The 23,867-nt window shown below is 68.5% G+C and carries 19 protein-coding genes; 16 read left to right on the forward strand and 3 right to left on the reverse strand.

What is annotated here, in order from left to right; genetic code table 11:
- Positions 1-88 precede the first annotated feature (88 nt).
- The 3 genes from leuA (at position 89) to pbpG (ending at position 4,559) form a co-directional block, all read left to right on the forward strand.
- The gene (gene leuA / locus C7444_RS02445; RefSeq protein WP_110399253.1) at positions 89-1,789 is read left to right on the forward strand and encodes a 2-isopropylmalate synthase; all 1,701 of its coding nucleotides are present in this window, start codon (positions 89-91) and stop codon (positions 1,787-1,789) included.
- Between the two features lie 13 nt (positions 1,790-1,802).
- Positions 1,803-3,344, forward strand: a complete 1,542-nt coding sequence (locus C7444_RS02450; RefSeq protein ID WP_110399254.1) for a 2-isopropylmalate synthase — start codon at positions 1,803-1,805, stop codon at positions 3,342-3,344.
- 138 nt (positions 3,345-3,482) lie between these two features.
- Entirely contained in the window at positions 3,483-4,559 is a 1,077-nt protein-coding gene (pbpG, locus tag C7444_RS02455) for a D-alanyl-D-alanine endopeptidase (RefSeq protein WP_110399465.1), read from the forward strand.
- Positions 4,560-4,594: 35 nt separating this feature from the next.
- Here pbpG and C7444_RS02460 read toward each other — a convergent pair whose 3' ends face one another.
- Complete coding sequence (locus C7444_RS02460) at positions 4,595-5,386, reverse strand: IclR family transcriptional regulator (RefSeq protein WP_110399255.1); 792 nt, start codon at positions 5,384-5,386, stop codon at positions 4,595-4,597.
- Between the two features lie 88 nt (positions 5,387-5,474).
- Here C7444_RS02460 and C7444_RS02465 point away from each other — a divergent pair, with 88 nt between their 5' ends.
- From C7444_RS02465 to zapE, 6 genes are all read left to right on the forward strand, one after another.
- A complete protein-coding gene (locus C7444_RS02465) occupies positions 5,475-6,560 on the forward strand; it encodes a TIGR03790 family protein (protein WP_110399256.1) in 1,086 nt (361 codons plus the stop codon).
- Between the two features lie 252 nt (positions 6,561-6,812).
- A complete protein-coding gene (locus C7444_RS02470; protein WP_110399257.1) occupies positions 6,813-9,668 on the forward strand; it encodes a 2-oxoglutarate dehydrogenase E1 component in 2,856 nt (951 codons plus the stop codon).
- A 117-nt stretch (positions 9,669-9,785) separates the two neighbouring features.
- A complete protein-coding gene (gene odhB, locus C7444_RS02475) occupies positions 9,786-11,018 on the forward strand; it encodes a 2-oxoglutarate dehydrogenase complex dihydrolipoyllysine-residue succinyltransferase (protein WP_110399258.1) in 1,233 nt (410 codons plus the stop codon).
- A gap of 49 nt (positions 11,019-11,067) precedes the next feature.
- The gene (locus C7444_RS02480; protein WP_110399259.1) at positions 11,068-11,415 is read left to right on the forward strand and encodes a PspC domain-containing protein; all 348 of its coding nucleotides are present in this window, start codon (positions 11,068-11,070) and stop codon (positions 11,413-11,415) included.
- Between the two features lie 11 nt (positions 11,416-11,426).
- Positions 11,427-12,854, forward strand: a complete 1,428-nt coding sequence (lpdA, locus tag C7444_RS02485; protein WP_110399260.1) for a dihydrolipoyl dehydrogenase — start codon at positions 11,427-11,429, stop codon at positions 12,852-12,854.
- A gap of 95 nt (positions 12,855-12,949) precedes the next feature.
- On the forward strand, positions 12,950-14,050 hold the full coding sequence (gene zapE, locus C7444_RS02490; protein ID WP_110399261.1) for a cell division protein ZapE: 1,101 nt from the start codon (positions 12,950-12,952) through the stop codon (positions 14,048-14,050).
- Positions 14,051-14,065: 15 nt separating this feature from the next.
- Here zapE and C7444_RS02495 read toward each other — a convergent pair whose 3' ends face one another.
- Positions 14,066-14,833 carry a PP2C family protein-serine/threonine phosphatase gene (locus C7444_RS02495; RefSeq protein WP_110399262.1) on the reverse strand — a complete coding sequence of 256 codons (768 nt, stop codon included), beginning with the start codon at positions 14,831-14,833 and terminating at the stop codon, positions 14,066-14,068.
- A gap of 54 nt (positions 14,834-14,887) precedes the next feature.
- Between C7444_RS02495 and C7444_RS02500 the strand changes: the two genes are divergently transcribed.
- Both C7444_RS02500 and C7444_RS02505 read left to right on the forward strand, forming a co-directional pair.
- Positions 14,888-15,091, forward strand: coding sequence for a YdcH family protein (locus C7444_RS02500; RefSeq protein ID WP_110399263.1), 204 nt, complete (start codon positions 14,888-14,890; stop codon positions 15,089-15,091).
- Positions 15,088-17,067: a DNA repair helicase YoaA gene (locus tag C7444_RS02505; RefSeq protein ID WP_211317467.1), complete on the forward strand. Its 1,980-nt coding sequence runs from the start codon at positions 15,088-15,090 to the stop codon at positions 17,065-17,067. Before C7444_RS02500 ends, C7444_RS02505 begins: the two co-directional genes overlap by 4 nt.
- A 33-nt stretch (positions 17,068-17,100) precedes the next feature.
- On the opposite strand, the gene C7444_RS02510 is transcribed toward C7444_RS02505, so the two are convergent.
- Positions 17,101-17,925, reverse strand: coding sequence for an outer membrane protein assembly factor BamD (locus C7444_RS02510; RefSeq protein WP_110399264.1), 825 nt, complete (start codon positions 17,923-17,925; stop codon positions 17,101-17,103).
- A gap of 58 nt (positions 17,926-17,983) precedes the next feature.
- Here C7444_RS02510 and C7444_RS02515 point away from each other — a divergent pair, with 58 nt between their 5' ends.
- The 5 genes from C7444_RS02515 to rlmN all read left to right on the forward strand — a co-directional run bounded on the left by C7444_RS02515 (position 17,984) and on the right by rlmN (position 23,863).
- Positions 17,984-19,066 (forward strand): RluA family pseudouridine synthase, encoded by a 1,083-nt coding sequence (locus C7444_RS02515; protein WP_110399265.1) that lies wholly within the window; start codon positions 17,984-17,986, stop codon positions 19,064-19,066.
- 274 nt (positions 19,067-19,340) lie between these two features.
- Positions 19,341-20,036 (forward strand): SMC-Scp complex subunit ScpB, encoded by a 696-nt coding sequence (gene scpB, locus C7444_RS02520; protein ID WP_110399266.1) that lies wholly within the window; start codon positions 19,341-19,343, stop codon positions 20,034-20,036.
- Positions 20,037-20,054: 18 nt separating this feature from the next.
- The gene (gene rluB, locus C7444_RS02525; protein ID WP_245909373.1) at positions 20,055-22,142 is read left to right on the forward strand and encodes a 23S rRNA pseudouridine(2605) synthase RluB; all 2,088 of its coding nucleotides are present in this window, start codon (positions 20,055-20,057) and stop codon (positions 22,140-22,142) included.
- Positions 22,143-22,252: 110 nt separating this feature from the next.
- Positions 22,253-22,678 carry a nucleoside-diphosphate kinase gene (gene ndk, locus C7444_RS02530; RefSeq protein WP_110399267.1) on the forward strand — a complete coding sequence of 142 codons (426 nt, stop codon included), beginning with the start codon at positions 22,253-22,255 and terminating at the stop codon, positions 22,676-22,678.
- Between the two features lie 24 nt (positions 22,679-22,702).
- Positions 22,703-23,863 carry a dual-specificity RNA methyltransferase RlmN gene (gene rlmN, locus C7444_RS02535; RefSeq protein ID WP_110399268.1) on the forward strand — a complete coding sequence of 387 codons (1,161 nt, stop codon included), beginning with the start codon at positions 22,703-22,705 and terminating at the stop codon, positions 23,861-23,863.
- Positions 23,864-23,867 lie beyond the last annotated feature (4 nt).

Consider the following 23,867-nt stretch of genomic DNA (forward strand, 5'->3'; position numbering starts at 1 on the left):
ATCAACGGCCCGCCATAGCGCAACGCAGCGGGCCGTTTGTATTTCTGGTGCGGCGTTGCCAACAGCAAATCCACGTCACGCCATGAGCATGTTGAAGAACCCCGCACAGAAATACCGTTCCTTCGCTCCGGTTCGCCTGACCGACCGGACCTGGCCCGATGCCGTGCTGAGCCAGGCGCCGCTGTGGTGCAGCGTGGATCTGCGCGACGGCAACCAGGCGCTGATCGAGCCGATGGATGCCGCCCGCAAGCTGCGCCTGTTCGAGATGCTGGTGCGCATCGGCTTCAAGGAGATCGAGGTCGGTTTCCCCTCGGCCTCGCAGACCGACTTCGATTTCGTGCGCCAGCTCGTCGAGCAGCGCCTGATCCCCGACGACGTCACCATCCAGGTGCTGACCCAGGCGCGCGAGCACCTGATTGAGCGCACCTTCGAGGCCGTCGACGGTGCGGCCAACGTGATCGTGCACGTCTACAACGCGACCGCGCCGGTGATGCGCCGCGTGGTGCTGGGCCTCGACGAGGACGGCATCGTGGCGCTGGCCACGACCCATGCCCGCATGATCCGCGACCTCGCCGCCCGGCGTCCGGCCACGCGCTGGACCTTCGAGTATTCGCCGGAGATGTTCTCGGGCACCGAGCTCGCGTTTTCCGCCCGGGTGGTCGATGCGGTCACCGAGGTCTGGGCGCCCACGCCCGATCACAAGTGCATCATCAACCTGCCCTCGACGGTGGAGCACTCGACGCCCAACATCTTCGCCGACATGGTCGAGTGGATGCATCGCCACCTGGCCCGGCGCGACTCGATCGTGCTGTCGGTGCATCCGCACAACGACCGCGGCACCGGCACGGCTGCGGGTGAATTCGGCCTGATGGCCGGCGCCGACCGCATCGAGGGCTGCCTGTTCGGCAACGGCGAGCGCACCGGCAACGTCGACCTGGTCAACATCGCGCTCAACCTCTACACCCAGGGGGTGCACCCGGGGCTGGACTTCTCCGACATCGACGCGATCCGCCGCACGGTCGAGCATTGCAACCAGCTGCCGGTGCATCCGCGCCATCCCTACGTCGGTGACCTGGTCTACACCTCGTTCTCCGGTTCGCACCAGGACGCGATCCGCAAGGCGTTCGCCGCGCGCCGCGACGGCGATCTCTGGGACATGCCCTACCTGCCCATCGACCCGATGGACCTGGGCCGCAGCTACGAGGCGGTCATCCGCGTCAACAGCCAGTCCGGCAAGGGTGGCATCGCCTACCTGCTCGAGAACGAGTACGGGCTGGAGCTGCCGCGCCGCCTGCAGATCGAGTTCAGCCAGGCGGTGCAGGCCCTCACCGACGGGGAAGGGCGCGAGGTCGGCGCCGCCGACCTCTGGGCCCTCTTCGAGCGCACCTACGGCCTGGGCACCGTGCCGGCCTCGCTGCGGGGCTGGCGCCAGGAGCCCGGTGCCGGTGACGGGCGGGTCCGCATCGCCGCCGAGTGGCAGGACGAGCAGGGCTGGCAGGCGCTGTCGGGCGAGGGCAACGGCCCGCTCGATGCCTTCGTCGCGGCGCTGGGCCGTGCGGTCGGTCAGCCGATCGAGCTGCTCGACTACCACGAGCATGCGATCGGTGCCGGCGCGGGCGCCCGTGCCGCGGCTTATGTCGAGCTGCGCGTGGGCGCGTCGCCGGTGCAGTTCGGCGTGGGCATCGATGCCAACATCGTGACCGCCTCGATCCAGGCGGTGCTCTCGGGCTGGCAGCGTGCCCGGCCACACATCCCTTCCGCGGTCGTCCAGGCCGTGACCCCCTTCTGAGGACGAACCCATCATGACCGACAAGCTCATCATTTTCGACACCACCTTGCGCGATGGCGAACAGTCGCCCGGGGCCTCGATGACCCGCGACGAGAAGCTGCGCATCGCCCGCCAGCTCGAGCGCCTGAAGGTCGACGTGATCGAGGCCGGTTTTGCCGCCTCGTCCAACGGCGACTTCGAGGCCGTCAAGGCCATCGCCAACGTGATCAAGGACTCCACCGTCTGCTCGCTGGCGCGGGCCAACGACCGTGACATCGCGCGCGCCGCCGAGGCGCTGGCCGGCGCGAACTCGGCGCGCATCCACACCTTCATCGCCACCAGTGCGCTGCACATGGAGAAGAAGCTGCGCATGACGCCCGACCAGGTGCTCGAGCAGGCGCGCCTGTCGGTGCGTTTCGCCCGCAACCTGTGCGGCGACATCGAGTTCTCGCCCGAAGACGGCTACCGCTCGGATGTCGACTTCCTCTGCCGCGTGCTCGAGGCCGTGATCGACGAGGGCGCGACGACGCTGAACATCCCGGACACGGTCGGTTATGCCGTGCCCGAGCTGTATGGCCACTTCATCCGCACGCTGCGCGAGCGGGTGCCCAACTCCGACAAGGCGATCTGGTCGGTGCACTGCCACAACGACCTGGGCATGGCGGTGGCCAACTCGCTGGCCGGCGTGAAGCTGGGCGGCGCGCGCCAGGTCGAGTGCACCATCAACGGCCTGGGCGAGCGCGCCGGCAACTGCTCGCTCGAGGAGATCGTGATGGCGGTCAAGACCCGCCGCGACTACTTCGGCCTCGACCTGGGCATCGATGCCACGCAGATCGTGCCGGCCTCGCGCATGGTCGCGCAGACCACCGGCTTCGTCGTGCAGCCCAACAAGGCGGTGGTCGGCGCCAACGCCTTCGCGCACGCCTCGGGCATCCACCAGGACGGCGTGCTCAAGGCGCGTGACACCTACGAGATCATGCGTGCCGAGGACGTGGGCTGGAGCGCCAACAAGATCGTGCTGGGCAAGCTGTCCGGGCGCAATGCGTTCAAGCAGCGCCTGCAGGAGCTGGGCATCACGCTCGAGTCCGAGGCCGACGTCAATGCCGCCTTCCTGAAGTTCAAGGACCTGGCCGACCGCAAGAGCGAGATCTTCGACGAGGACATCCTGGCGCTGGTCGGCAACGACACGCGCACCGGCGAGCAGGAGCACTACCGTCTGGTGGCGCTGTCCCAGCAGTCGGAGATGGGCGAGCGCCCCCAGGCGAGCGTGACCTTCTCGGCCGGCACCCAGGAGCACGTGGTGACCTCGAGCGGCAACGGACCGGTGGATGCCAGCATCAAGGCGATCGAGTCCGTCGTCGCCTCCGGGGCGGAGCTGCTGCTGTACTCGGTCAACGCGATCACCTCGGGCAGCACCGAGTCGCAGGGCGAGGTCACCGTGCGCCTGCAGCTGGGCGGTCGGGTGGTCAATGGCGTGGGCTCCGATCCGGACATCGTCGTGGCCTCGGCCAAGGCCTATCTGGCGGCACTCAACAAGCTGCACAGCAAGAACGAGAAGGTCGCGGCGCAGGGCTGATTCCGAGAACTGTCGGTGAAAGTGGAAACTCTTCGCAGGATCAATGCGTTGCCGATGTTTCAACTTTCACCTAGACTTGAAATAACCATTCCAAGTGGTTGAATCATCAAAGCTTTGCAGTCCACCAGGGTCATCCAGATGAAGTTCCGGCAATCGTTCCTGTCGCTGTGCCTGTCGGTCGCTGTCGCCGCGTTGTCGGTGGCCGTGCCCGACGCTGCCGAGGCGGCGGGGGCGAAGAAGGCGCGTCCGGCCGCCGGCCGCGTGCTCAAGAAGGCGGCTGCGGCCAAGGTCGGTGCCGTCGAGAAGTCGCGTGTCTCCCGGACGTCGCTGCGCCGCAAGGTCGCGGTCGGCGCGGGTGCCGTGGCGGTGGCTGCCGTGGCCCGGCCGTCCTATGGCGAGGTCTTCGGCCTGCGTGACACGCCCGATGCGCTCGACCTGAAGTCCAGCGTCGCGCTGGTGATGGACCAGGACACCTCCGAGGTGCTGTTCGCGAAGAACTCGCAGGCGGTGCTGCCCATCGCCTCGCTGACCAAGATGATGACCGGCCTGGTCGTCGTCGAGGCCCGGCAGCCGCTGCACGAGGTGCTCGAGGTGACCGAGGACGACATCGACACCGAGCGCAACAGCAGCTCCCGCCTGGCGGTCGGCACCCAGCTGTCGCGCGAGGAGATGTTGCACCTGGCGCTGATGTCCTCCGAGAACCGGGCGGCCCATGCGCTGGGTCGCCACTATCCCGGCGGCCTGACGGCCTTCGTCGCCGCGATGAACCGCAAGGCGTCCCAGCTGGGCATGAACGACACGCGCTACGTCGACCCGACGGGGCTGTCCAGCCGCAACCAGTCCAGTGCCTCCGATCTGGCTCGTCTGGTCAAGGCGGCCTATCAGCAGCCGCTGCTGCGCGAGTTCTCGACCTCGACCGAGCTGGCGGTGTCGGTGGGCAAGCGCACGCTGCAGTACCACAACACCAACCGGCTGGTGCAGAGCCCGTCCTGGGACATCGGCCTGCAGAAGACCGGCTACATCATCGAGGCCGGTCGCTGCCTCGTGATGCAGGCGCAGCTGGCGGGTCGCAAGCTGATCATGGTGTTCCTGGACTCGACCGGCAAGTACTCGCGCCTGGGCGATGCCGAGCGGGTGCGCCAGTGGGTCGAGTCCGAGGCGCCGCGTGCCCGTGCCCTGTCGGGCGGGGTCATGCAGACCTCGGTGCGCCAGTGAACTGAGCCGATCGGCCCGGATGCGGGCCGTCGGTTTCAGTGTTCGGGGGCTTCGTGGCGGTCGGCCCGGAAGCCCAGTGCCGTCGAGATCTGCGCGGCCGTCTCGTGCAGCCGCTGGCTCCACGCCTCCTCCAGGCGATCGGCCGGTGCGGAGATCGACAGGCCGGCGATCAGCTTGCCCTGGTCGTCGTAGATGCCTGCAGCCATGCAGCGCACGCCGAGTTCCAGCTCCTCGTTGTCCCGCGCCACCTCGGTCTGGCGCACCCGTGCCAGCTCGCGTTCAAGCGGACCCATCTCGGTGATGCTGTTGCGGGTGTGGCCGGCCAGTCCGGTGCGGGTGGCGTAGCTGCGCACGCGCTGCGGGTCGTCATGGGCGAGGAAGAGCTTGCCCACCGAGGTCAGGTGCAGCGGTGCCCGTCCGCCCACGGCGCGCACCACCTGCATGCCCGAGCGTTCCGAGTAGGTGCGCTCGATGTAGACGATCTCGTCGCCCTGCCGCACCGACAGGTTGACCGGCTGGTGGGTGAGCTTGTGCAGCTCGCGCATCGGTCCCAGCGCGGCATCACGCACATCCAGGCGGGCCTTCACCAGATTGCCCAGCTCCAGCAGGCGCATGCCGAGGCGGTAGCTGCCCGCTTCGGGGCGGTCGACGAAACGGCCGGCGGCCAGATCGTTCAGGATGCGGTGCGCGGTCGACGGGTGCAGGCCGGTATGCTCGCTGATCTGCTTGAGCGAGACCGGATCCTGATGCGTGGCCAGCACGTCCAGCAGGGAGAACACGCGTTCAAGCACCTGGATGGTCGGGGTGCTGCCTTCCTTCTTGGTCATAGTGCCTAACAGTGGTCTGGACAGTCATTTTTACATGGCGAAACCGAAATCGATCCGATCCTGCCTGCTCGCGGCACTTCTGACCGCGATGTTCCTGCTGTCCGTCGCGCCCGCTCCGGCCCGGGCCGAGGGTGCCGATGCGCAGGGCGCGCCGGCCGCCGCCAAGGCCGAGCTGCGCCTGCAGTGGCGTCCGGTGCCCCGGGTGAGCGGGCGCATCTCCGCCAGCGAGCTCGGGGTGGTGATCAACAGCGACGATCCCTATTCGGTCGCCGTGGGCGAGTACTACGTGCACAAGCGCCAGATCGCGCCCTCCCGGGTGCTGCGGGTGCGTCTGCCCCGGCAGGCCCGGCTGTCGGTGGCCGAGCTGGAGGCGCTGCGCGCCGAGGTCGACGGCTTCTTCGGTGATCGTGTGCAGGCGCTGGCGCTGGCCTGGGTGCAGCCCTATGCCGTTCAGTGCCAGTCCATCACCGCGGCGCTGAGCCTGGGCCTGGATCCCGATGCCTGTGCCCAGACCTGTGCCGCGTCACGCCGGCCTTCGCCCTACTTCAATTCCGCCAGTGCCCGGCCCTGGACCGATCACGGCATCCGGCCATCGATGCTGCTGGCCGCCTCCGGCGTGGCGCAGGCCCATGCGCTGATCGATCGGGGTCTGGCGTCCGACCACAGCCTGCTGCGGGGGGCGCCGATGACCCATGCCCACTTCGTCATCACCCGCGATGCCCAGCGCAGCGTGAGGGCGCGGCTGTTCCCGCCCCCGGGGGTGCTGCGCCGCATGCCGGTGCAGACCCACATCGACCAGACCGACCACCCCAGGGACCTCGATCGTGTGCTGCTGATGCAGACCGGGCTGGCGGTGCTGGGGCCGCTCGACTCGATCCGCTGGGTGCCCGGGGCGCTGGCCGATCACCTGACCTCGTTCGGCGGCGTGCTCGAGGGCGGGACGGGCCAGAGCAGCATCCTGACCTGGATCGATGCCGGGGTGACCGCCAGCTACGGCACGGTCAGCGAGCCCTGCAACCACCTGCAGAAGTTTCCGCACCCGCAGATCCTGCTGCTGCACTACATGCAGGGCGGCAGCGCCCTCGAGGCCTACTGGAAGAGCGTGGCGTGGCCTGCCCAGGGGGTGTTCGTCGGCGATCCGCTGGCCGCGCCTTTTGCCACTTATGCGCCGTGAGCGACGAGGCGCCCCATCGCAGGGCGCGGACTGCATCATTTTGGCGACAGAGCGTGACAAGGGTACGTAAGAACCCAGGGCGCTTGCCGTACGCAGGGTGCTAAAGTCGATCTCCTGGCTTAAAGGTCCTTCCCGTCCCCTTCTCTGGCAACAGTCAAGGCGGGTCGCAATCCGCCAACCGGTCAAGCCGTGTCGCGGAAGGTTGTTCAACCCATCGAAGCTCCGGGTACCGGGGCATAAGGTGAGCGAAAGATGATGCAGCAATACAGGTCGAACTCGTACTTGTTCGGGGGCAACGCGCCCTACGTCGAAGAGATGTACGAGGCCTACCTCGACAATCCGGGCTCCGTGCCTGACAACTGGCGCGACTACTTCGACGCGCTCCAGCATGTGCCTGCCGTCGATGGCACCGACAACCGTGACGTCGCTCACGCTCCCGTCGTCGAATCGTTCGCCCAGCGTGCCAAGTCCAACGCCTTCACGGTCAAGGCCAGCTCGGCCGACCTGGCGGTCGCACGCAAGCAGGTCCACGTCCAGTCGCTGATCGCGGCCTACCGCAACGTCGGTGCCCGCTGGGCCGACCTCGACCCGCTCAAGCGCCAGGAACGTCCCCGCATCCCCGAACTCGAGCCGGCGTTCTACGACCTGAGCGAGTCCGACATGGACATCACGTTCAGCGCCGCGAACACCTATTTCGGCAAGTCCGAGAACATGACGCTGCGGCAGATCCTGCAGGCTCTGCGCGAGACCTACTGCAGCACGATCGGCGCCGAGTTCATGCACATCACCGACCAGACGCAGAAGCGCTGGTGGCAGGAGAAGCTGGAGACCATCCGCTCCAAGGCCAGCTTCAACGCCGAGCAGAAGAAGCACATCCTCGATCGCCTGACCGCCGCCGAGGGCCTGGAGCGCTTCCTGCACACCAAGTACGTCGGCCAGAAGCGCTTCTCGCTCGAAGGCGGCGAGAGCTTCATCGCCGCGATGGACGAGCTGGTGCAGCGCGCCGGTGACAAGGGCGTGCAGGAGATCGTCATCGGCATGGCCCACCGCGGCCGCCTGAACGTGCTGGTCAACACCCTGGGCAAGATGCCCAAGGACCTGTTCGCCGAGTTCGATCACACCGCGCCGGAAGACCTGCCCTCCGGTGACGTGAAATACCACCAGGGCTTCAGCTCCGACATCTCGACCCAGGGCGGTCCGGTCCACCTGAGCCTCGCCTTCAACCCGTCGCACCTGGAAATCGTGAACCCGGTGGTCGAAGGTTCGGTGCGCGCGCGCATGGACCGTCGTGGCGACACCAAGGGCGCGCAGGTGCTGCCGGTGCTGGTGCACGGCGACTCGGCCTTCGGCGGCCAGGGCGTGAACCAGGAAACGCTGATGCTGTCGGAAACCCGTGGCTACTCCACGGGCGGCACGGTGCACCTGATCATCAACAACCAGATCGGCTTCACCACCTCCGACCCGCGCGACCTGCGCTCCACGCTGTACTGCACCGACATCGTCAAGATGGTCGAGGCCCCCGTGCTGCACGTCAACGGCGATGATCCGGAAGCGGTCGTGCTGGCCACCCAGCTCGCGCTGGAGTTCCGCCTGACCTTCCAGAAGGATGTCGTCGTCGACATCATCTGCTTCCGCAAGCTGGGCCACAACGAGCAGGACACGCCGGCGCTGACCCAGCCGCTGATGTACAAGAAGATCAGCGCGCACCCGGGCACGCGTCGGCTCTACGCCGACAAGCTGGCCGCGCAAGGCCTGGGCGACACGCTGGGCGACGACATGGTCAAGGCCTATCGTGCCGCGATGGACGAGGGCCGCCACACCGTCGATCCGGTGCTGAGCAACTTCAAGAGCAAGTTCGCGGTCGACTGGGCCCCGTTCCTGGGCAAGAAGTGGACCGATGCGGCCGACACCGCGATTCCGCTGACCGAGTGGAAGCGCCTGGCCGAACGCCTGACGACCATCCCCGCCAGCGTGAACATGCACCCGCTGGTCAAGAAGGTGTTCGACGACCGTGCCGCGATGGGTCGTGGCGAGGTCAACGTCGACTGGGGCATGGGCGAGCACATGGCCTTCGCCTCGCTGGTGGCCGCCGGCTACCCGGTGCGCCTGTCGGGCGAGGACAGCGGCCGCGGCACCTTCACGCACCGCCACGCGGTGATCCACGACCAGAAGCGCGAGAAGTGGGACGAAGGCACCTACATCCCGCTGCAGCACGTGGCCGATGGCCAGGCCAGCTTCACGGTGATCGACTCGATCCTGTCGGAAGAGGCGGTGCTGGGCTTCGAATACGGCTACGCCTCGGCCGAGCCGAACACGCTGACGATCTGGGAAGCCCAGTTCGGCGACTTCGTCAACGGTGCGCAGGTCGTGATCGACCAGTTCATCGCCTCGGGCGAAGTCAAGTGGGGTCGTGTCAACGGCCTGACGATGATGCTGCCGCACGGCTATGAAGGCCAGGGCCCCGAGCACAGCTCGGCCCGCCTGGAGCGCTTCATGCAGATGGCCGCCGACATCAACATGCAGATCGTGCAGCCGACCACGGCCAGCCAGATCTTCCACCTGCTGCGCCGCCAGATGGTGCGTTCGCTGCGCAAGCCGCTGGTGATCTTCACGCCCAAGTCGCTGCTGCGCAACAAGGACGCGACCTCGCCGGTCAGCGAGTTCACCAAGGGCGAGTTCCGCACGGTGATCGCCGAGCAGAAGGCCGAGATCGATGCGGCCAAGGTCAAGCGCGTGATCGCCTGCTCGGGCAAGGTCTACTACGACCTGGTCAAGAAGCGCGAGGAGAAGAAGGCGTTCGACGTGGCCATCATCCGCGTCGAGCAGCTCTATCCCTTCCCGCACAAGGCCTTCAGCGCCGAGCTGAAGAAGTACCCGAACCTGAGCGATCTGGTGTGGTGCCAGGACGAGCCGCAGAACCAGGGTTCCTGGTTCTTCGTCCAGCACTACATCCACGAGAACATGGCCGACGGCCAGCGTCTCGGTTACGCCGGCCGTCCGGCCTCCGCCTCCCCGGCGGTCGGATATGCCCACCTGCACCAGGAACAGCAGAAGGCGCTGCTGGACCAGGCCTTCGGCAAGCTCAAGGGCTTTGTCCTGACCAAATAACCTGTTGCGACGCAGCGCGTCGCGGCAGTCCGGCGCGCAGGCGCTCCTCCGGGAGCGTCTGCGTGGCACGGTGCGAGCGCGCTCTTCGGATCTGAACCCCACAAGAATCGAATCATCATGGCCATCGTAGAAGTCAAAGTCCCCCAGCTGTCCGAGTCGGTTGCCGAGGCAACCATGCTGCAATGGAAGAAGAAGCCCGGCGAAGCCGTGGCGATCGACGAGATCCTGATCGAGATCGAGACCGACAAGGTCGTGCTCGAGGTGCCGGCCCCGGCCGCCGGCGTGCTGGTCGCCCATGTCGTGGCTGACGGCGGCACCGTGGTCAGCGACCAGGTGATCGCCCAGATCGACACCGACGCCAAGGCGGGCGCTGCCGCGCCGGCCGCCGCCGCGCCCGTGGCCGCCGCAGCGGCTGCTGCACCGGCCGCCGCTGCCGTCGACAAGGGCGACGTGGCGATGCCTGCCGCCGCCAAGCTGCTGGCCGACAACAACCTGTCGGTCGCTGCCGTGGCCGGCACCGGCAAGGACGGCCGTGTCACCAAGGGTGACGTGCTGGCCGCCGTCGCCGCCAAGCCCGCCGCCGCTGTGGCCGCAGCCCCCAAGGCGGCGCTGGCCCCCGTGGCCGCACCGGTCCCGATGAAGCTGGGTGACCGTCCGGAGCAGCGCGTGCCGATGAGCCGCCTGCGCGCCCGTGTCGCCGAGCGCCTGCTGCAATCGCAGTCGACCAACGCCATCCTGACCACGTTCAACGAAGTGAACATGGCCCCGGTGATGGAGATGCGCAAGAAGTTCCAGGACAAGTTCGAGAAGGAACACGGCGTCAAGCTGGGCTTCATGAGCTTCTTCGTCAAGGCGGCCGTGCACGCCCTGAAGAAGTTCCCGGTGCTCAACGCCTCGGTCGACGGCAACGACATCGTCTACCACGGCTACTTCGACATCGGCATCGCGGTCGGCTCGCCCCGTGGCCTGGTCGTGCCGATCATCCGCAACGCCGACCAGATGAACTTCGCCGAGATCGAGAAGAAGATCGCCGAGTTCGGCCAGAAGGCCAAGGAAGGCAAGATCTCGATGGACGACCTGAGCGGTGGCACGTTCTCGATCTCCAACGGCGGCACCTTCGGCTCGATGCTGTCGACCCCGATCATCAACCCGCCGCAGTCGGCCATCCTGGGCGTGCACGCCACCAAGGACCGCGCGGTGGTGGAGAACGGTCAGGTCGTGGTGCGTCCGATCAACTACCTGGCCATGTCCTACGACCACCGCATCATCGACGGCCGCGAAGCCGTGCTGGGCCTGGTGGCGATGAAGGAAGCGCTGGAAGATCCGGCCCGCCTGCTGTTCGACATCTGAGGTCCGGTTGTCCATGACCTGACGACCCACCGCCCCCGAGGAGCCTGCGATGAGCCTTGCCGATGACCTTCTCAAGCTGGAGCAACTGCGTGAACGTGGCGTGCTCGATCCGGAAGAGTTCGAGCTGGCCAAGCGCAGGATCCTGGAGGCACCCGCCGCACCTCCTGCCGCGGTCGGGGTCGTCAACCGATTCAGGCGGTCGCTCGACGACCGCTGGGTCGCCGGTGTGTGCGGCGGACTCGCCCGCCTGACAGGCGCACAGGCCTGGATCTGGCGGCTGTGCTTCGCGCTGCTGTTCCTGTTCGCCGGCACCGGCGTCCTGCTCTACCTTCTGCTGTGGATCTTCGTGCCTGAAGAGGACACGTCGTCCACGCCCGTGCCGTTCTCGGCCAGATAGGAAACTCCCACATGTCCAAGCAATTCGACGTCGTCGTCATCGGCGGCGGCCCCGGCGGCTACATCGCTGCCATCCGTGCGGCACAACTCGGTTTCAACGTCGCCTGCATCGACGAATGGAAGAACGACAAGGGTGGCCCCGCTCCCGGGGGCACCTGCACCAACGTCGGCTGCATTCCCTCGAAGGCGCTGCTGCAGTCGTCGGAGCACTACGAGCACGCGGCCCATCACTTCGGCGACCACGGCATCACGCTGAACGACCTGAAGATGGACGTCTCGAAGATGGTCGGCCGCAAGAACAGCGTCGTCAAGCAGAACAACGACGGCATCCTGTACCTGCTCAAGAAGAACAAGGTCAGCTTCTTCCACGGCCGCGGCTCGTTCGCCAAGGCGGTCGAAGGTGGCTACGAGATCAACGTCGCGGGTGCGGCCAGCGAGGTGCTGACCGCCAAGCACGTCATCGTCGCGACCGGCTCCAACGCCCGCGCGCTGCCGGGTGCAGCGTTCGACGAAGAGAAGATCCTGTCCAACGACGGCGCGCTGCGCATCGGCGCGGTGCCCGCCAGGCTGGGCGTGATCGGATCGGGCGTGATCGGCCTGGAGATGGGCTCGGTCTGGCGCCGCCTGGGTGCCGAGGTGACCATCCTCGAAGCCATGCCCGGTTTCCTGACCGCCGCCGATGAAGGCGTGGCCAAGGAAGCGCTGAAGGCCTTCACCAAGCAGGGCCTGAAGTTCGAGTTCGGCGTGAAGATCTCCAAGGTCGACGCCGAGGGCGAAGGTGTGGTCGTGTCCTATGCCAACGCCAAGGGCGAGGAAGTCACGCTGGCGGTCGACAAGCTGATCGTCTCGATCGGCCGCGTGGCCAACACCATCGGCCTGAACCCCGAAGCGGTCGGCCTGCAGCTCGACGAGCGTGGCCTGATCGTCGTCGACGCCGAGTGCAAGACCAACCTGCCGGGCGTGTGGGCGGTGGGTGACGTGGTGCGCGGCCCGATGCTGGCGCACAAGGCCGAGGAAGAAGGCGTGGCGGTGGCCGAGCGCATCGCCGGCCAGCACGGTCACGTCAACTTCGCGACCATCCCGTGGGTGATCTACACCAGCCCGGAAATCGCGTGGGTCGGCCGCACCGAGCAGCAGCTCAAGGCCGATGGCGTGGCCTACAAGTCCGGCCAGTTCCCGTTCCTGGCCAACGGCCGCGCGCGTGCGCTGGGTGACACCACCGGCTTCGTCAAGTTCCTGGCCGATGCCACGACCGACGAGATCCTGGGCGTGCACATCGTCGGCCCGATGGCCTCGGAGCTGATCTCCGAAGCCGTGGTCGCGATGGAGTTCAAGGCCTCGGCCGAGGACATCGCCCGCATCTGCCACGCGCACCCGTCGCTGTCCGAGGCGACCAAGGAAGCGGCACTGGCCGTGGACAAGCGCACCCTCAACTTCTGAGGCGGCGCAGGCCTCTTGCCTGCACGACCCCGCAGGGCAGACAGGGGCGGCGCGAGCCGCCCCTTTTTCCGTTCCAGAACCCGGCGTTTGCGACCATGACCACCGTCACCGAGCTCTACCACCAGACCCTCGCCGAGCGGGGCTACCAGGCCGATCCGGCCCAGCTGAATGCCGTGGCCGCGCTGCAGCGCTGCCAGGACGAGTGGGCGGCCTACAAGGCCCGTCGCAGCAATGCCATCACCAAGGCGCTGGTGCGCCCGCCGATCCCGCGCGGGGTCTACATGTATGGTGGCGTGGGGCGCGGCAAGAGCTTCCTGATGGACAGCTTCTTCCAGGCCGTGCCGCTGACGCGCAAGACCCGCCTGCATTTCCACGAGTTCATGCGTGAGGTGCACCGCGAGCTGCAGGACCTCAAGGGCATCCAGAATCCGCTCGACGAGCTGGGCAAGCGCATCGCGCGGCGCTTCCGGCTGATCTGCTTCGACGAGTTCCATGTCGCCGACGTGACCGACGCGATGATCCTGCACCGGCTGCTGGACTCGATGTTCGCCCACCGCGTCTCCATCGTCACCACCTCGAACTTCCACCCCGACGGGCTGTACCCGAACGGGCTGCACCGCGACCGCATCCTGCCCGCCATCGAGCTGCTGAAGGCCCGGCTCGAGGTCATCAACGTGGACAACGGCACCGACTACCGCCGCCGCACGCTGCAGCATGTGCAGCTCTACCACACGCCGCTGGGGGCTTCGGCCGATGCGGCGATGGAGCAGGCCTTCAGCGAGCTGGCCGAGGCCCGTGACGAGGAGCCGGTGATGAACATCGAGCACCGCCAGATGCACGCCCGCCGCAAGGCCGGCGGGGTGGTGTGGTTCGATTTCAGGCAGCTGTGCGGCGGGCCGCGTTCGCAGAACGACTACCTCGAGCTGGCCTCGCAGTTCCACACGCTGCTGCTGTCGAACGTGCCTATGATGCCGCCGCGGCTGGCGTCGGAAGCGCGGCGCTTCACCTGGCTGGTCGACGTGCTGTACGACCGCCGCGTCAAGCTGATCATGTCGGCCGAGGTGCCGCCCGAGCAGCTCTACACCGAGGGCCCGATGTCGCACGAGTTCCCGCGCACGATCTCCCGGCTCAACGAGATGCAGTCGCAGGAGTTCCTGTCGCTGGAGCGCCGGGACGTCGATACCTCGCTGACCTGAGCGGAGGCGACGGCCTCAGTCGAGGCTGTCGAGCTTGACGATGGCCAGCGACAGGTTGTCGCCACCCCCGCGGGCCCGCTGGCGCGCCTTGCTGATCAGCATCTGGCTGGCGTCGCGCGGGCGCAGCGCATTCAGGATCGAACCCAGCTCGCGGGGGGTGAAGTAGTGCCAGAGGCCGTCGCTGCAGACCAGCAGCGTGTCGCCGACCTCCAGGTGATCGATGCGCCCGAAGGTCAGTGGCGGGTCCTCGTCGGCGCCCAGGCAGCCCGTCAGCAGGTTGGAGTGGGGGTGGTCGTTGGCTTCGGCCTCGCTCAGCTCGCCCTGGTCGACCATGCGCTGGACCAGCGAGTGGTCGTAGGTGCGCGCCACCAGTTCGGCGCCGCGGAAGACGTAGACGCGGGAGTCGCCGGCGTGCACGAGGTGGCATTCGCGGTTGGGCAGCACCAGGGCGGCGGCGATCGTGCTGTGCGGCTCCTGCTCCGCGGTGATCGCGGTCAGCTTGATCATCACGTGCGATTCGAGGACCAGCTTGCGCAGCAGGTCCACCGGCGCATCCTTGGCGGGCGAGAACCGGTCGAAGAGCTGCTGGGCGACCAGCAGCACCTGGTCGGCGGCCTTGCGCCCGCCGCTCTTGCCGCCCATGCCGTCGGCCAGCACGGCCAGCAGGCAGCCCTGGGTGCGCGGGTGAGCGATCACTTCGACCTGATCCTGCTGATAGAGCCGATCACCCCGGTCGATGGCTGTGGCCGCAGACAGGCGGTAGCTGGGAGGTGTGGCGATCATGGGCAAAAACTATAATCCTTCCTTGCCCCCCGGGTCCGGTCATGATGCACGCTTATGGATGACAACTTGCATTCTCCGCAGCGACGCCTGATCGAACTGCGCATCGAACACGCCGATCTGGACGACACGCTGGACCGGCTGGCGCAGATCCAGCCGATCGACGAGCTCCAGGTGCGGCGCCTGAAGAAGCGCCGCCTGGCGCTGCGTGACCACATCGCCAGCCTGGAGCAGCAGCTCGATCCGGGCGAGCCCGCATGACGGTGCATTCCCTGCTGAGGGACGAGGTGGCCGAGGCCTTCGCGCCCGGGGGCCTGCTGTCGCGCTCGGATGCCCGCTTCCTGCCCCGCGAGGTGCAGACCGATCTGGCCGATGCGGTGGCGCAGGCGCTCGACGAGCGCAGTGCCCTGGTGGCCGAGGCTGGCACGGGGGTCGGCAAGACCTACGCCTACCTGGTGCCCCTGCTGCTGTCGGGCCGGCGGGCGCTGGTCAGCACGGCCACCAAGAGCCTGCAGGACCAGCTCTTCCTGCGTGACCTGCCTCGCCTGGTGCGGGCGCTGGGCCTGCCGGTGCAGGTGGCGCTGCTCAAGGGGCGTTCGTCCTATCTGTGCCAGCACCGTTTGTCCCACGCGCGCCAGACCGAGGAGTGGTCGGACCGCTCCGCGCTGCGCATGCTCGCCCGCATCGAGGCCTGGGCCCTGGGCACCCGCACCGGTGACCTGGCCGAGCTCGACAGCCTGGACGAGCGTTCGCCCATCATCCCGATCGTCAGCTCGACCCGCGACAACTGCCTGGGCAGCGACTGCCCGGAGTTCCGCCTCTGCCACGTGATGCAGGCGCGCCGCGAGGCCCTGCAGGCCGACATCGTGGTGGTCAACCACCACCTCTTCTTCGCCGACCTGACGCTGCGCGACACCGGCATGGCCGAACTGCTGCCCACGGTCGATGCGCTGGTGTTCGACGAGGCTCACCAGCTCAACGAGGCCGGCATCCAGTTCCTGGGTCGCTCGCTGGGCAGCGGTCAGCTGCTGGAGTTCTCGCGTGACCTGCTGACGGTGGGCCTGTCCCGCGCGCGTGGCCTGGGTGCCTGGCGCGAGCTGGCGGCGCAGTGCGAGACGGTGGCCCGTGACCTGCGGCTGGCCAGTGCCGGGCCGTTGCGCCAGGCGTCTCGCCTGCGCTGGGACCTGCGGGCCGGCCAGCCGGACTTCGAGGCCGCGCTGGCGGCGGTCGAGGCCGCCTGCGAGGCCAGCCTGCAGGCGCTGGAGGGCGTCGCGGGCAGTGCCCCCGACCTGGACCGCCTGGCCGAGCGGGCCATCGCGCTGCAGGCCCAGGCGGGCGCGTTTGCCCGCCCGCCCGAGGCCGGCCAGGTGCGCTGGATCGACCTGGGCCAGCATCAGGTGCGCCTGATCGAATCGCCGCTGGACATCCGGGAGTCCTTGCGTGCGCAGGTCGACGGGGCCCGGCGGGCCTGGATCTTCACCTCGGCCACGCTGGGCGACGATGCCGAGCTGAGCTGGTTCACCCGCAGCGCCGGCTTGGAGCAGGCGCGCATCGTGCGGGCGGGCAGCCCGTTCGACTATGGCGCCCATGCCCGCCTGTACGTGCCGACGCGGTTTCCGCGCCCGGCCGATCCGGTCCACAGCGATGCGGTCGCCGATCTCGCCGCCCGCTGCGCCGCCGCGCTGGGCGGACGCACCTTCGTGCTGACCACGACGCTGCGGGCCCTCCAGGCGATCGGGGCCCGCCTGCGTGCGCAGCTGGCCACGCTGGCCGGGCCGATCGAGGTGGTCGTGCAGGGCGAAGGGCCCAAGCGGGCCCTGCTGGCGCGTTTCCTGGCGGCACCTCGGGCGGTGCTGGTCGGGTCCCAGAGCTTCTGGGAGGGCATCGACGTGCCGGGTGAGGCGCTGCAGTGCGTCGTCATCGACAAGCTGCCGTTCCCGCCACCCGGCGATCCGCTGGTGGAGGCCCGCTGCCGCACGCTGGAGGCGTCCGGCGGCACGGGTTTCAACGACTACTTCATCCCCGAGGCGGCGGTCTCGCTCAAGCAGGGGGCCGGCCGGCTGATCCGCAGCGAGTCCGACCGGGGGCTGCTGGTCATCTGCGACACCCGGCTGGTCAGCATGGGCTATGGTCGGCGGCTGCTGGCGGCGCTGCCGCCGATGCCCCTGCTCGGGACCGAGCCGCAGGCGCTGAAGTGGCTGGAGGCGCTGGCCGCCCCCGTGCCGCAGGGACGTTGAGGCGCCGCGTCCCTGCGGGGTCGCGGCATCAGCTCACCAGAGCGTCCACCAGCGCTTCTCGACCTGGAAGTCCGCGCCGATGCGGTCCAGCCAGGCGCTCTTCGGGAAGTTGGTGCGCAGCACCCGCACGGCATCGTCGCGCAGCTGGGTCATGCCCAGGCGGTCGTAGCTGGCGGCCATCAGGTAGAGCGCCTCCTCGCTGGCGGGCACGGCGCGGAAATCCTGCAGCACGCTCTGCGCCCGGTTGGCCGACGCCACGTAGGCGCCGCGGGTGTAGTAGTAGCGTGCCACATGCACCTCGTAGGCCGACAGCGCGTTGACGATGTAGTTGATGCGCTGGCGGGCGTCCGGGGCGTACTTCGAATCCGGGAAACGGTCGACCAGCTGGACGAAGTTGTCGTAGGCCTCGCGGGCGGCACGCTGGTCACGCTCGGACATGTCCTGCTTGGCCAGCGAGCCCAGCAGGCCCAGGTCGTCGTTGAAGTTGATCAGGCCCTGCAGGTAGTAGGCGTAGTCGGCGGCCGGGCTGGTCGGGTGGAACTTCAGGAACCGTTCGGTCACGGCGAGTGCCTGGGCGGGTTCGGCCGACCGGTAGAGCAGGTAGGCCCGCTCCAGCTGTGCCTGCTGGGCCAGCAGCGTGCCGGCGGCCAGCCCTTCGAGCTGCTCGTAGAGCTTGATGGCCCGCTCGTAGGCGCCGGCGGCCTGTTCCTCGCGCGCTTCTTCGTACAATTTCGCGACGTTCTTCGTCTCGGGTTTGTTCTTGGGGTCCGAGGCGCAGCCTGTCACCGAAGCCGCGAGCACGACGGTCGCGAAGAGGGAGCACAGGAAGCGGGCCGCGGGTAGACGAAGCTTGAGCATGTTCACAGTGGCCGGCGGTCGCAGGCCCGGCTCGTTTCAGAAGAAGAAGTTGGATTATATGAACCGGTCCCCTGGCGTCCCGCCTGAATTCCCCGCAGAGCTCGAAGACACGGAGGAGGGCGTCGATCCCGGTGGTGGCCTGGCCGAGGGCGGCGAGCCCGAAACGCGCACGGCCACCGTCGATGCGGCGGCCCACGGTCTGCGGCTCGACCGCTGGCTGGTGGGGGTGGCGCCGGAGTTCTCGCGCAGCCACCTGCAGACGCTGATCGAGGCGGGTCACGTGCGCTGCGCCGGCCAGGTGCTGGCCAGTGCGTCGCGCAAGGTCACGGCCGGCCAGGTCATCGCCGTGGTGCTGCAGCCGACGGCCCACAGCACGGCGTTCAGGCCCGAGCCGATGGCGCTGGACGTGGTCCACGAGGATGCGGCGCTGCTGGTGCTGCACAAGCCCGCCGGCCTGGTCGTGCACCCTGCCGCCGGTCACTGGTCGGGCACGCTGCTCAACGGGCTGCTGGCCCACCATGCCGCTGCGGCCGGCCTGCCGCGGGCGGGCATCGTGCACCGGCTCGACAAGGACACGTCGGGCCTGATGGTCGTGGCCAAGACGCTCGAGGCGCAGACGGCGCTGGTGCGCGCGATCGCCGCGCGCGAGGTCCGGCGCGAGTACCTGGCGCTGATCCACGGGCGCCCCGCCTGGTCGGTGCACACCCTGGAGGCGGCGATCGGGCGTGATCCGGTCTCCCGGGTGCGCATGGCGGTGGTGGCTTCGGGCAAGCCGGCCCGCACCGACGTGCGGGTGCTGGCGGTGGCGACGCCCGAGGGCGGTCGGGCCTCGGTGGCGGCCGTGCACTGCAAGCTGCACACGGGCCGCACGCACCAGATCCGCGTGCACCTGTCGCAGGCCGGCCATCCGCTGCTGGCCGATGCGGTCTACGGCGGCAAGCCGGTGCTGGGCCTGCAGCGGCAGGCGCTGCATGCGGCCCGGCTGTCGCTGCATCACCCGGTCACCGGGGCCTGGATGGTGTTCGAAGCGCCACTTCCTGACGATCTGGCCCAGGCCTGGGCCTCGATGGCCGGTGATCAGGCCTCCGTCTTCGCCGCATTTGGCTACAATGACGGACAATGCACGCCAGCAGTGCGCTGATGCAGCCCCGGTCCACGCGGCCACGAGCGACGCCAGGTCCGCGGCTCGAGGTGCCGGACGGTCAAGGCCAGTGACCTTCGCCCACCGGGTGCCGACGCACTGGCTCGGGTGCTCTGACCGACTGTCATGCCGGATGCGGATGTTCCTCCCCTGAATGGAATCGCTGTCCGGCCCCTGCTTGAAGTTACCTGAAGGTACCGAGGCTGGACGGCCGCTGGTCGGCTCCGATGCTGCAGTGGCGGCTCCATCCTCCGAAGTTCGATCGATCAATTAGATGAATACCCGGGATGCCCGACGCGTCCTCGAAGCGGCCCTGATCTGCTCGCACAAGCCCATGGCGGTGCGGGAGATGCGTGCGCTGTTCGAGGGGGCGGTCGGGGCCGACACGATACGGGCGCTGCTGGATGACTTGGTGCGCGACTGCATGGACCGTGGCGTGGAGCTGGTGTGCGTGGCCTCCGGCTGGCGCTACCAGAGCCGGGCGGAGATCCGTGTCTTCATGGACCGGCTGCACCCGGAGAAACCGCCGAAGTACTCTCGCGCGACGATGGAGACGCTGGCCATCATCGCCTACCGGCAACCGGTCACCCGGGGTGACATCGAGGACATCCGAGGGGTGACCGTCAGCACGCAGATGGTCCGCCAGCTCGAGGAACGGGGCTGGATCGACGTGATCGGTCATCGCGAGGCGCCCGGTCGTCCGGCGCTGTACGCGACGACCCGGCAGTTCCTGGATGACCTGGGCCTGAAGTCGCTGGAGCAGTTGCCGGCGCTCGAGGCCCTGCAGGGGCGAGCCCCTGAAGAGATGGAAAGACAAGCCCGGCCGCCGCTGCCTCAGCAGGCATCGCTGCTGGATGAAATGCTGGACCCCGGTGTGCCGATGGCACCCGGCCGACAAGAATCGGGTGACGAGGCCGCTGGATCAGAGCCGCTCGTTGCAATGCCCAACCCTGATCTGAATCCTGATTGAGGCCCGAGGCCCGAACGCATGAACGAAAACCAAGACCCCACGACGCCCGATGGGGCCGTCGAATCAGGCCCGACCGAAGCGCCTGCCCGGCGCAAGGCGCCTGCCCGCAAGAAAGCCGTCGCCGCGGCCGTGGCACCGCTGGAGGCCAGTCCTCCCGAGGTGAGCCCGGAGCCGGTGATGGAGGCCGCCGCGCCCGTCGCCCGCAAGCGTGCGACCCGCAAGGCCGTGGCCGAAGCCCCGCTGGTGGCCGATGCCGGCACGACGCCGGTGGTCGAGCCGGTGCCGTCGTCCTCCGGCGAGGGGCTCCAGGAGGCGGCCAGGCCGGCCCGCAGCCGCAAGCGCGGCGCGCCGGTGGCGGTGGCTGTGGCAGCCGAGCCGACGGCCGAGCAGCCGGCCGTGTCCGATGAGCCGGTGGTGGCCGAGCCGGTGATCGTCGCTGCACCGGAGCCGGTGCTCGATCAACCGTCGTCCGAGGTGGATGACGGGGCTCGTCGTGGTCGCGGTGCACGCCGCCGCAAGGACCGCCAGCCGGAGGCGCTGCCGGTGTCGGCCGCCGTGGCCGATGAGACCGATGAGGAAGGCGGCGTCGAAGCCGCCTTCGTGATCGAGACGATCGAAGAGGGCCCCGTGGCCGATCTCGAGCCGGTCCCCGATGCGGGCGACCTGTTCGCCGAGGTGCTCTCCGGTGTCTATGACGCCGAAGGTGAACTCGCGGCCGAAGAGGCGGAGGCCGAAGTCGGCAAGCGCGTGCTGCGTCCCGAGCCCGAGGCGCCCAAGCTGCACAAGGTGCTGGCCCAGGCCGGCGTGGGGTCGCGCCGCGACATGGAGCAGCTGATCATGGACGGCAAGGTGTCCGTCAACGGCCAGCCTGCCCACATCGGCATGCGCATCGCCCACGGCGACCAGATCCGCATCGGCGGCAAGCAGATCAAGGTGCGCATCGCGCCTGCGCCGGCCCGTGTGCTGGCCTATCACAAGCCGGTGGGCGAGGTGGTGACCCACCACGACCCGGAAGGCCGCCCGACCGTCTTCCGTCGCCTGCCGCGACTGCAGAACGGCAAGTGGCTGTCGGTGGGTCGTCTGGACATCAACACCGAAGGCCTGCTGCTGTTCACCAACTCCGGTGACCTGGCCAACCAGCTGATGCACCCGCGTTTCGGCGTCGAGCGTGAATACGCGGTGCGCGTGCTGGGCTCGCTGGAGCAGGAGGCCCGCCAGCGCCTGCTCGACGGCGTGGAGATCGAAGGCCAGAAGGCCTCGTTCCGCTCCATCGAGGACGGCGGTGGCGAAGGGGTCAACCGCTGGTATCGCGTGGTGATCACCGAAGGCCGCAACCGCGAGGTGCGCAAGCTGTTCGACTCGGTCGGCCTGGGCGTGAGCCGGCTGATCCGCATCCGCTACGGCACCGTGGTGCTGCCGCGTGGCCTGAAGCGTGGGGTGTGGGTCGAGCTCGACGAGAAGGATGTGGGCACGATCCGGCAGCTGGCCGGTGGCGTGTCGGCCGGGCGAGGCGAGTCGCCGCGCCGTGACGGCCGCGGTGACCGGCCCGAGCGGGGTGCGCGCCCCGAGCGGGGCGAGCGCCAGGAGCGTGGTGATCGCGCACCTCGGCAGTCGGCTCCGCAGGGTCCGGGTCGCGATGCGGCACCGGTGTCCGCCCAGCCGGCGGCCCGGGGCGATCGCCGCGGTGCCAAGGGCGCCGCGCGCGGGCCTCAGCATGGTGCCGGCCCGCAAGGCGCCCCGGTCCCCCGTGCCGAGCGCCGCGACGGCCGCCCGCCGCGCGAGGACCGGAGTCCGCGTGAGGACCGCCCGCCCCGCGAGGACCGCCCGCCGCGCGAGGCGCGTGCGCCGCGTCCGGACGGTGATGATCCGCTGCACATCCCCAATCCGCTGGAGCAGACCTTCGATCGCCGTTTCGCGACCGGCTCCAAGCGCATCACCGCCGGTTTCGGGCGTCCCACCGAAGAGGGGGATCGTCCGGCCGGTGATCAGCGCAAGGGCGGCCCGCGCCAGCCCGATCCGATGCAGACCTCCGTGGGCTACATCGGCGCGGATGCCTACTTCACCCGTCCCGGCGCCAACAAGGGCCGGGGCGGCGGTCGCCGCTGAGCGGCACCACCTCGTCCCCGGGTGGGGCGGCCGGGTTTTCCCGGTTTTGACGAACCGAATCGCTAGAATGCGCGGTTTGCCCCACCTCAACCCAGAATCTGGAGAATTTCATGGCCATTGAACGCACCCTGTCCATCATCAAGCCCGACGCCGTTGCCAAGAACGTCATCGGCCAGATCATCAGCCGCTTCGAAGGCGCCGGCCTGAAGATCGCCGCTGCCAAGCTGGTCCAGCTGTCGCAAGCCGAAGCCGAGCAGTTCTACGCCGTGCACGCCGCCCGTCCCTTCTTCAAGGACCTGGTGAAGTTCATGGTGTCGGGCCCCGTGTTCGTGCAAGTGCTCGAAGGCGAAGGCGCAATCCTGAAGAACCGTGACCTGATGGGCGCCACCGACCCGAAGAAGGCCGAAGCCGGCACCATCCGCGCCGATTTCGCCGACAGCATCGACGCCAACGCCGTGCACGGCTCCGACGCTGCCGAGACCGCCGCGGTCGAGATCGCGTTCTTCTTTCCCGCGCTGAACGTCTACAGCCGCTGAGCGCTGCCGGACTGACGAACCACCATGACTGTGGTCAATCTGCTTGATTTCGACCTCGACGGGCTCGCCGCGTACTGCGAAGGGCTCGGCGAGAAGCGTTTCCGTGCGGTCCAGCTGTTTCGCTGGATCCACCAGCGGGGTGCGCGCGACTTCGAGCAGATGACGGACCTGGCCAAGTCCTTGCGCGCCAAGCTGGCGAGCCAGGCCGAGGTCAGGCCCTTGCCCGTGCTTTCCGAACATCGCTCCAGTGATGGCACGGTCAAGTGGCTGTTTGACGTGGGCGCCGGCAATGCCGTCGAAAGCGTCTTCATCCCCGAAGGGGATCGCGGCACGCTGTGCGTGTCGTCCCAGGCTGGCTGCGCCGTGGGCTGCCGCTTCTGCTCGACGGGTCACCAGGGTTTCTCCCGCAACCTGTCGACGGGCGAGATCCTGGCCCAGCTCTGGTTTGCCGAGCACACGCTGCGCGGCGAGCCGGCCCATGCGGGCGCCGACCGGGTCATCACCAACGTGGTGATGATGGGCATGGGCGAGCCGCTGCAGAACTACTCGGCCCTGGTGCCGGCGCTGCGCGTGATGCTCGACGACCATGGCTACGGCCTGTCGCGTCGCCGGGTGACGGTGTCGACCTCCGGCGTGGTGCCGATGATGGACCGCCTGCGCGAGGACGTGCCGGTGGCGCTGGCGGTGTCGCTGCATGCGCCGCTCGACGCGCTGCGTGATGAGCTGGTGCCGCTCAACCGCAAGTACCCGCTGCACGAGCTGCTCGGGGCCTGCCAGCGTTACCTCGAGGCGGCGCCGCGTGACTTCATCACTTTCGAGTACTGCATGCTCGACGGGGTCAACGACACCGAGGCCCATGCGCGCGCGCTGCTGAAGCTGGTCGGTGCGGCCGGACCGGTCGGCCGGGTGCCGTGCAAGTTCAACCTGATCCCGTTCAATCCTTTCCCGGCCTCGGGGCTGCTGCGCTCGTCCGACGAGCGGGTGCAGGCCTTTGCCGCCGTGCTGATCGAGGGAGGCCTCGTCACCACCGTGCGCAAGACCCGGGGCGATGACATCGACGCGGCCTGCGGCCAGCTGGCCGGCGAGGTGCAGGACCGCACCCGTGTCCACGAGCGCCTGACCCGGGCGCCCGTCCGGGTCGTTCGCATCAGCAGCGATACTCCAGCCAGCTTGGGGCAGGATTGAGCAC

Origin of the sequence: Sphaerotilus hippei (genome assembly GCF_003201595.1) — a bacterium.
GTDB classification, from domain to species: domain Bacteria; phylum Pseudomonadota; class Gammaproteobacteria; order Burkholderiales; family Burkholderiaceae_C; genus Sphaerotilus; species Sphaerotilus hippei.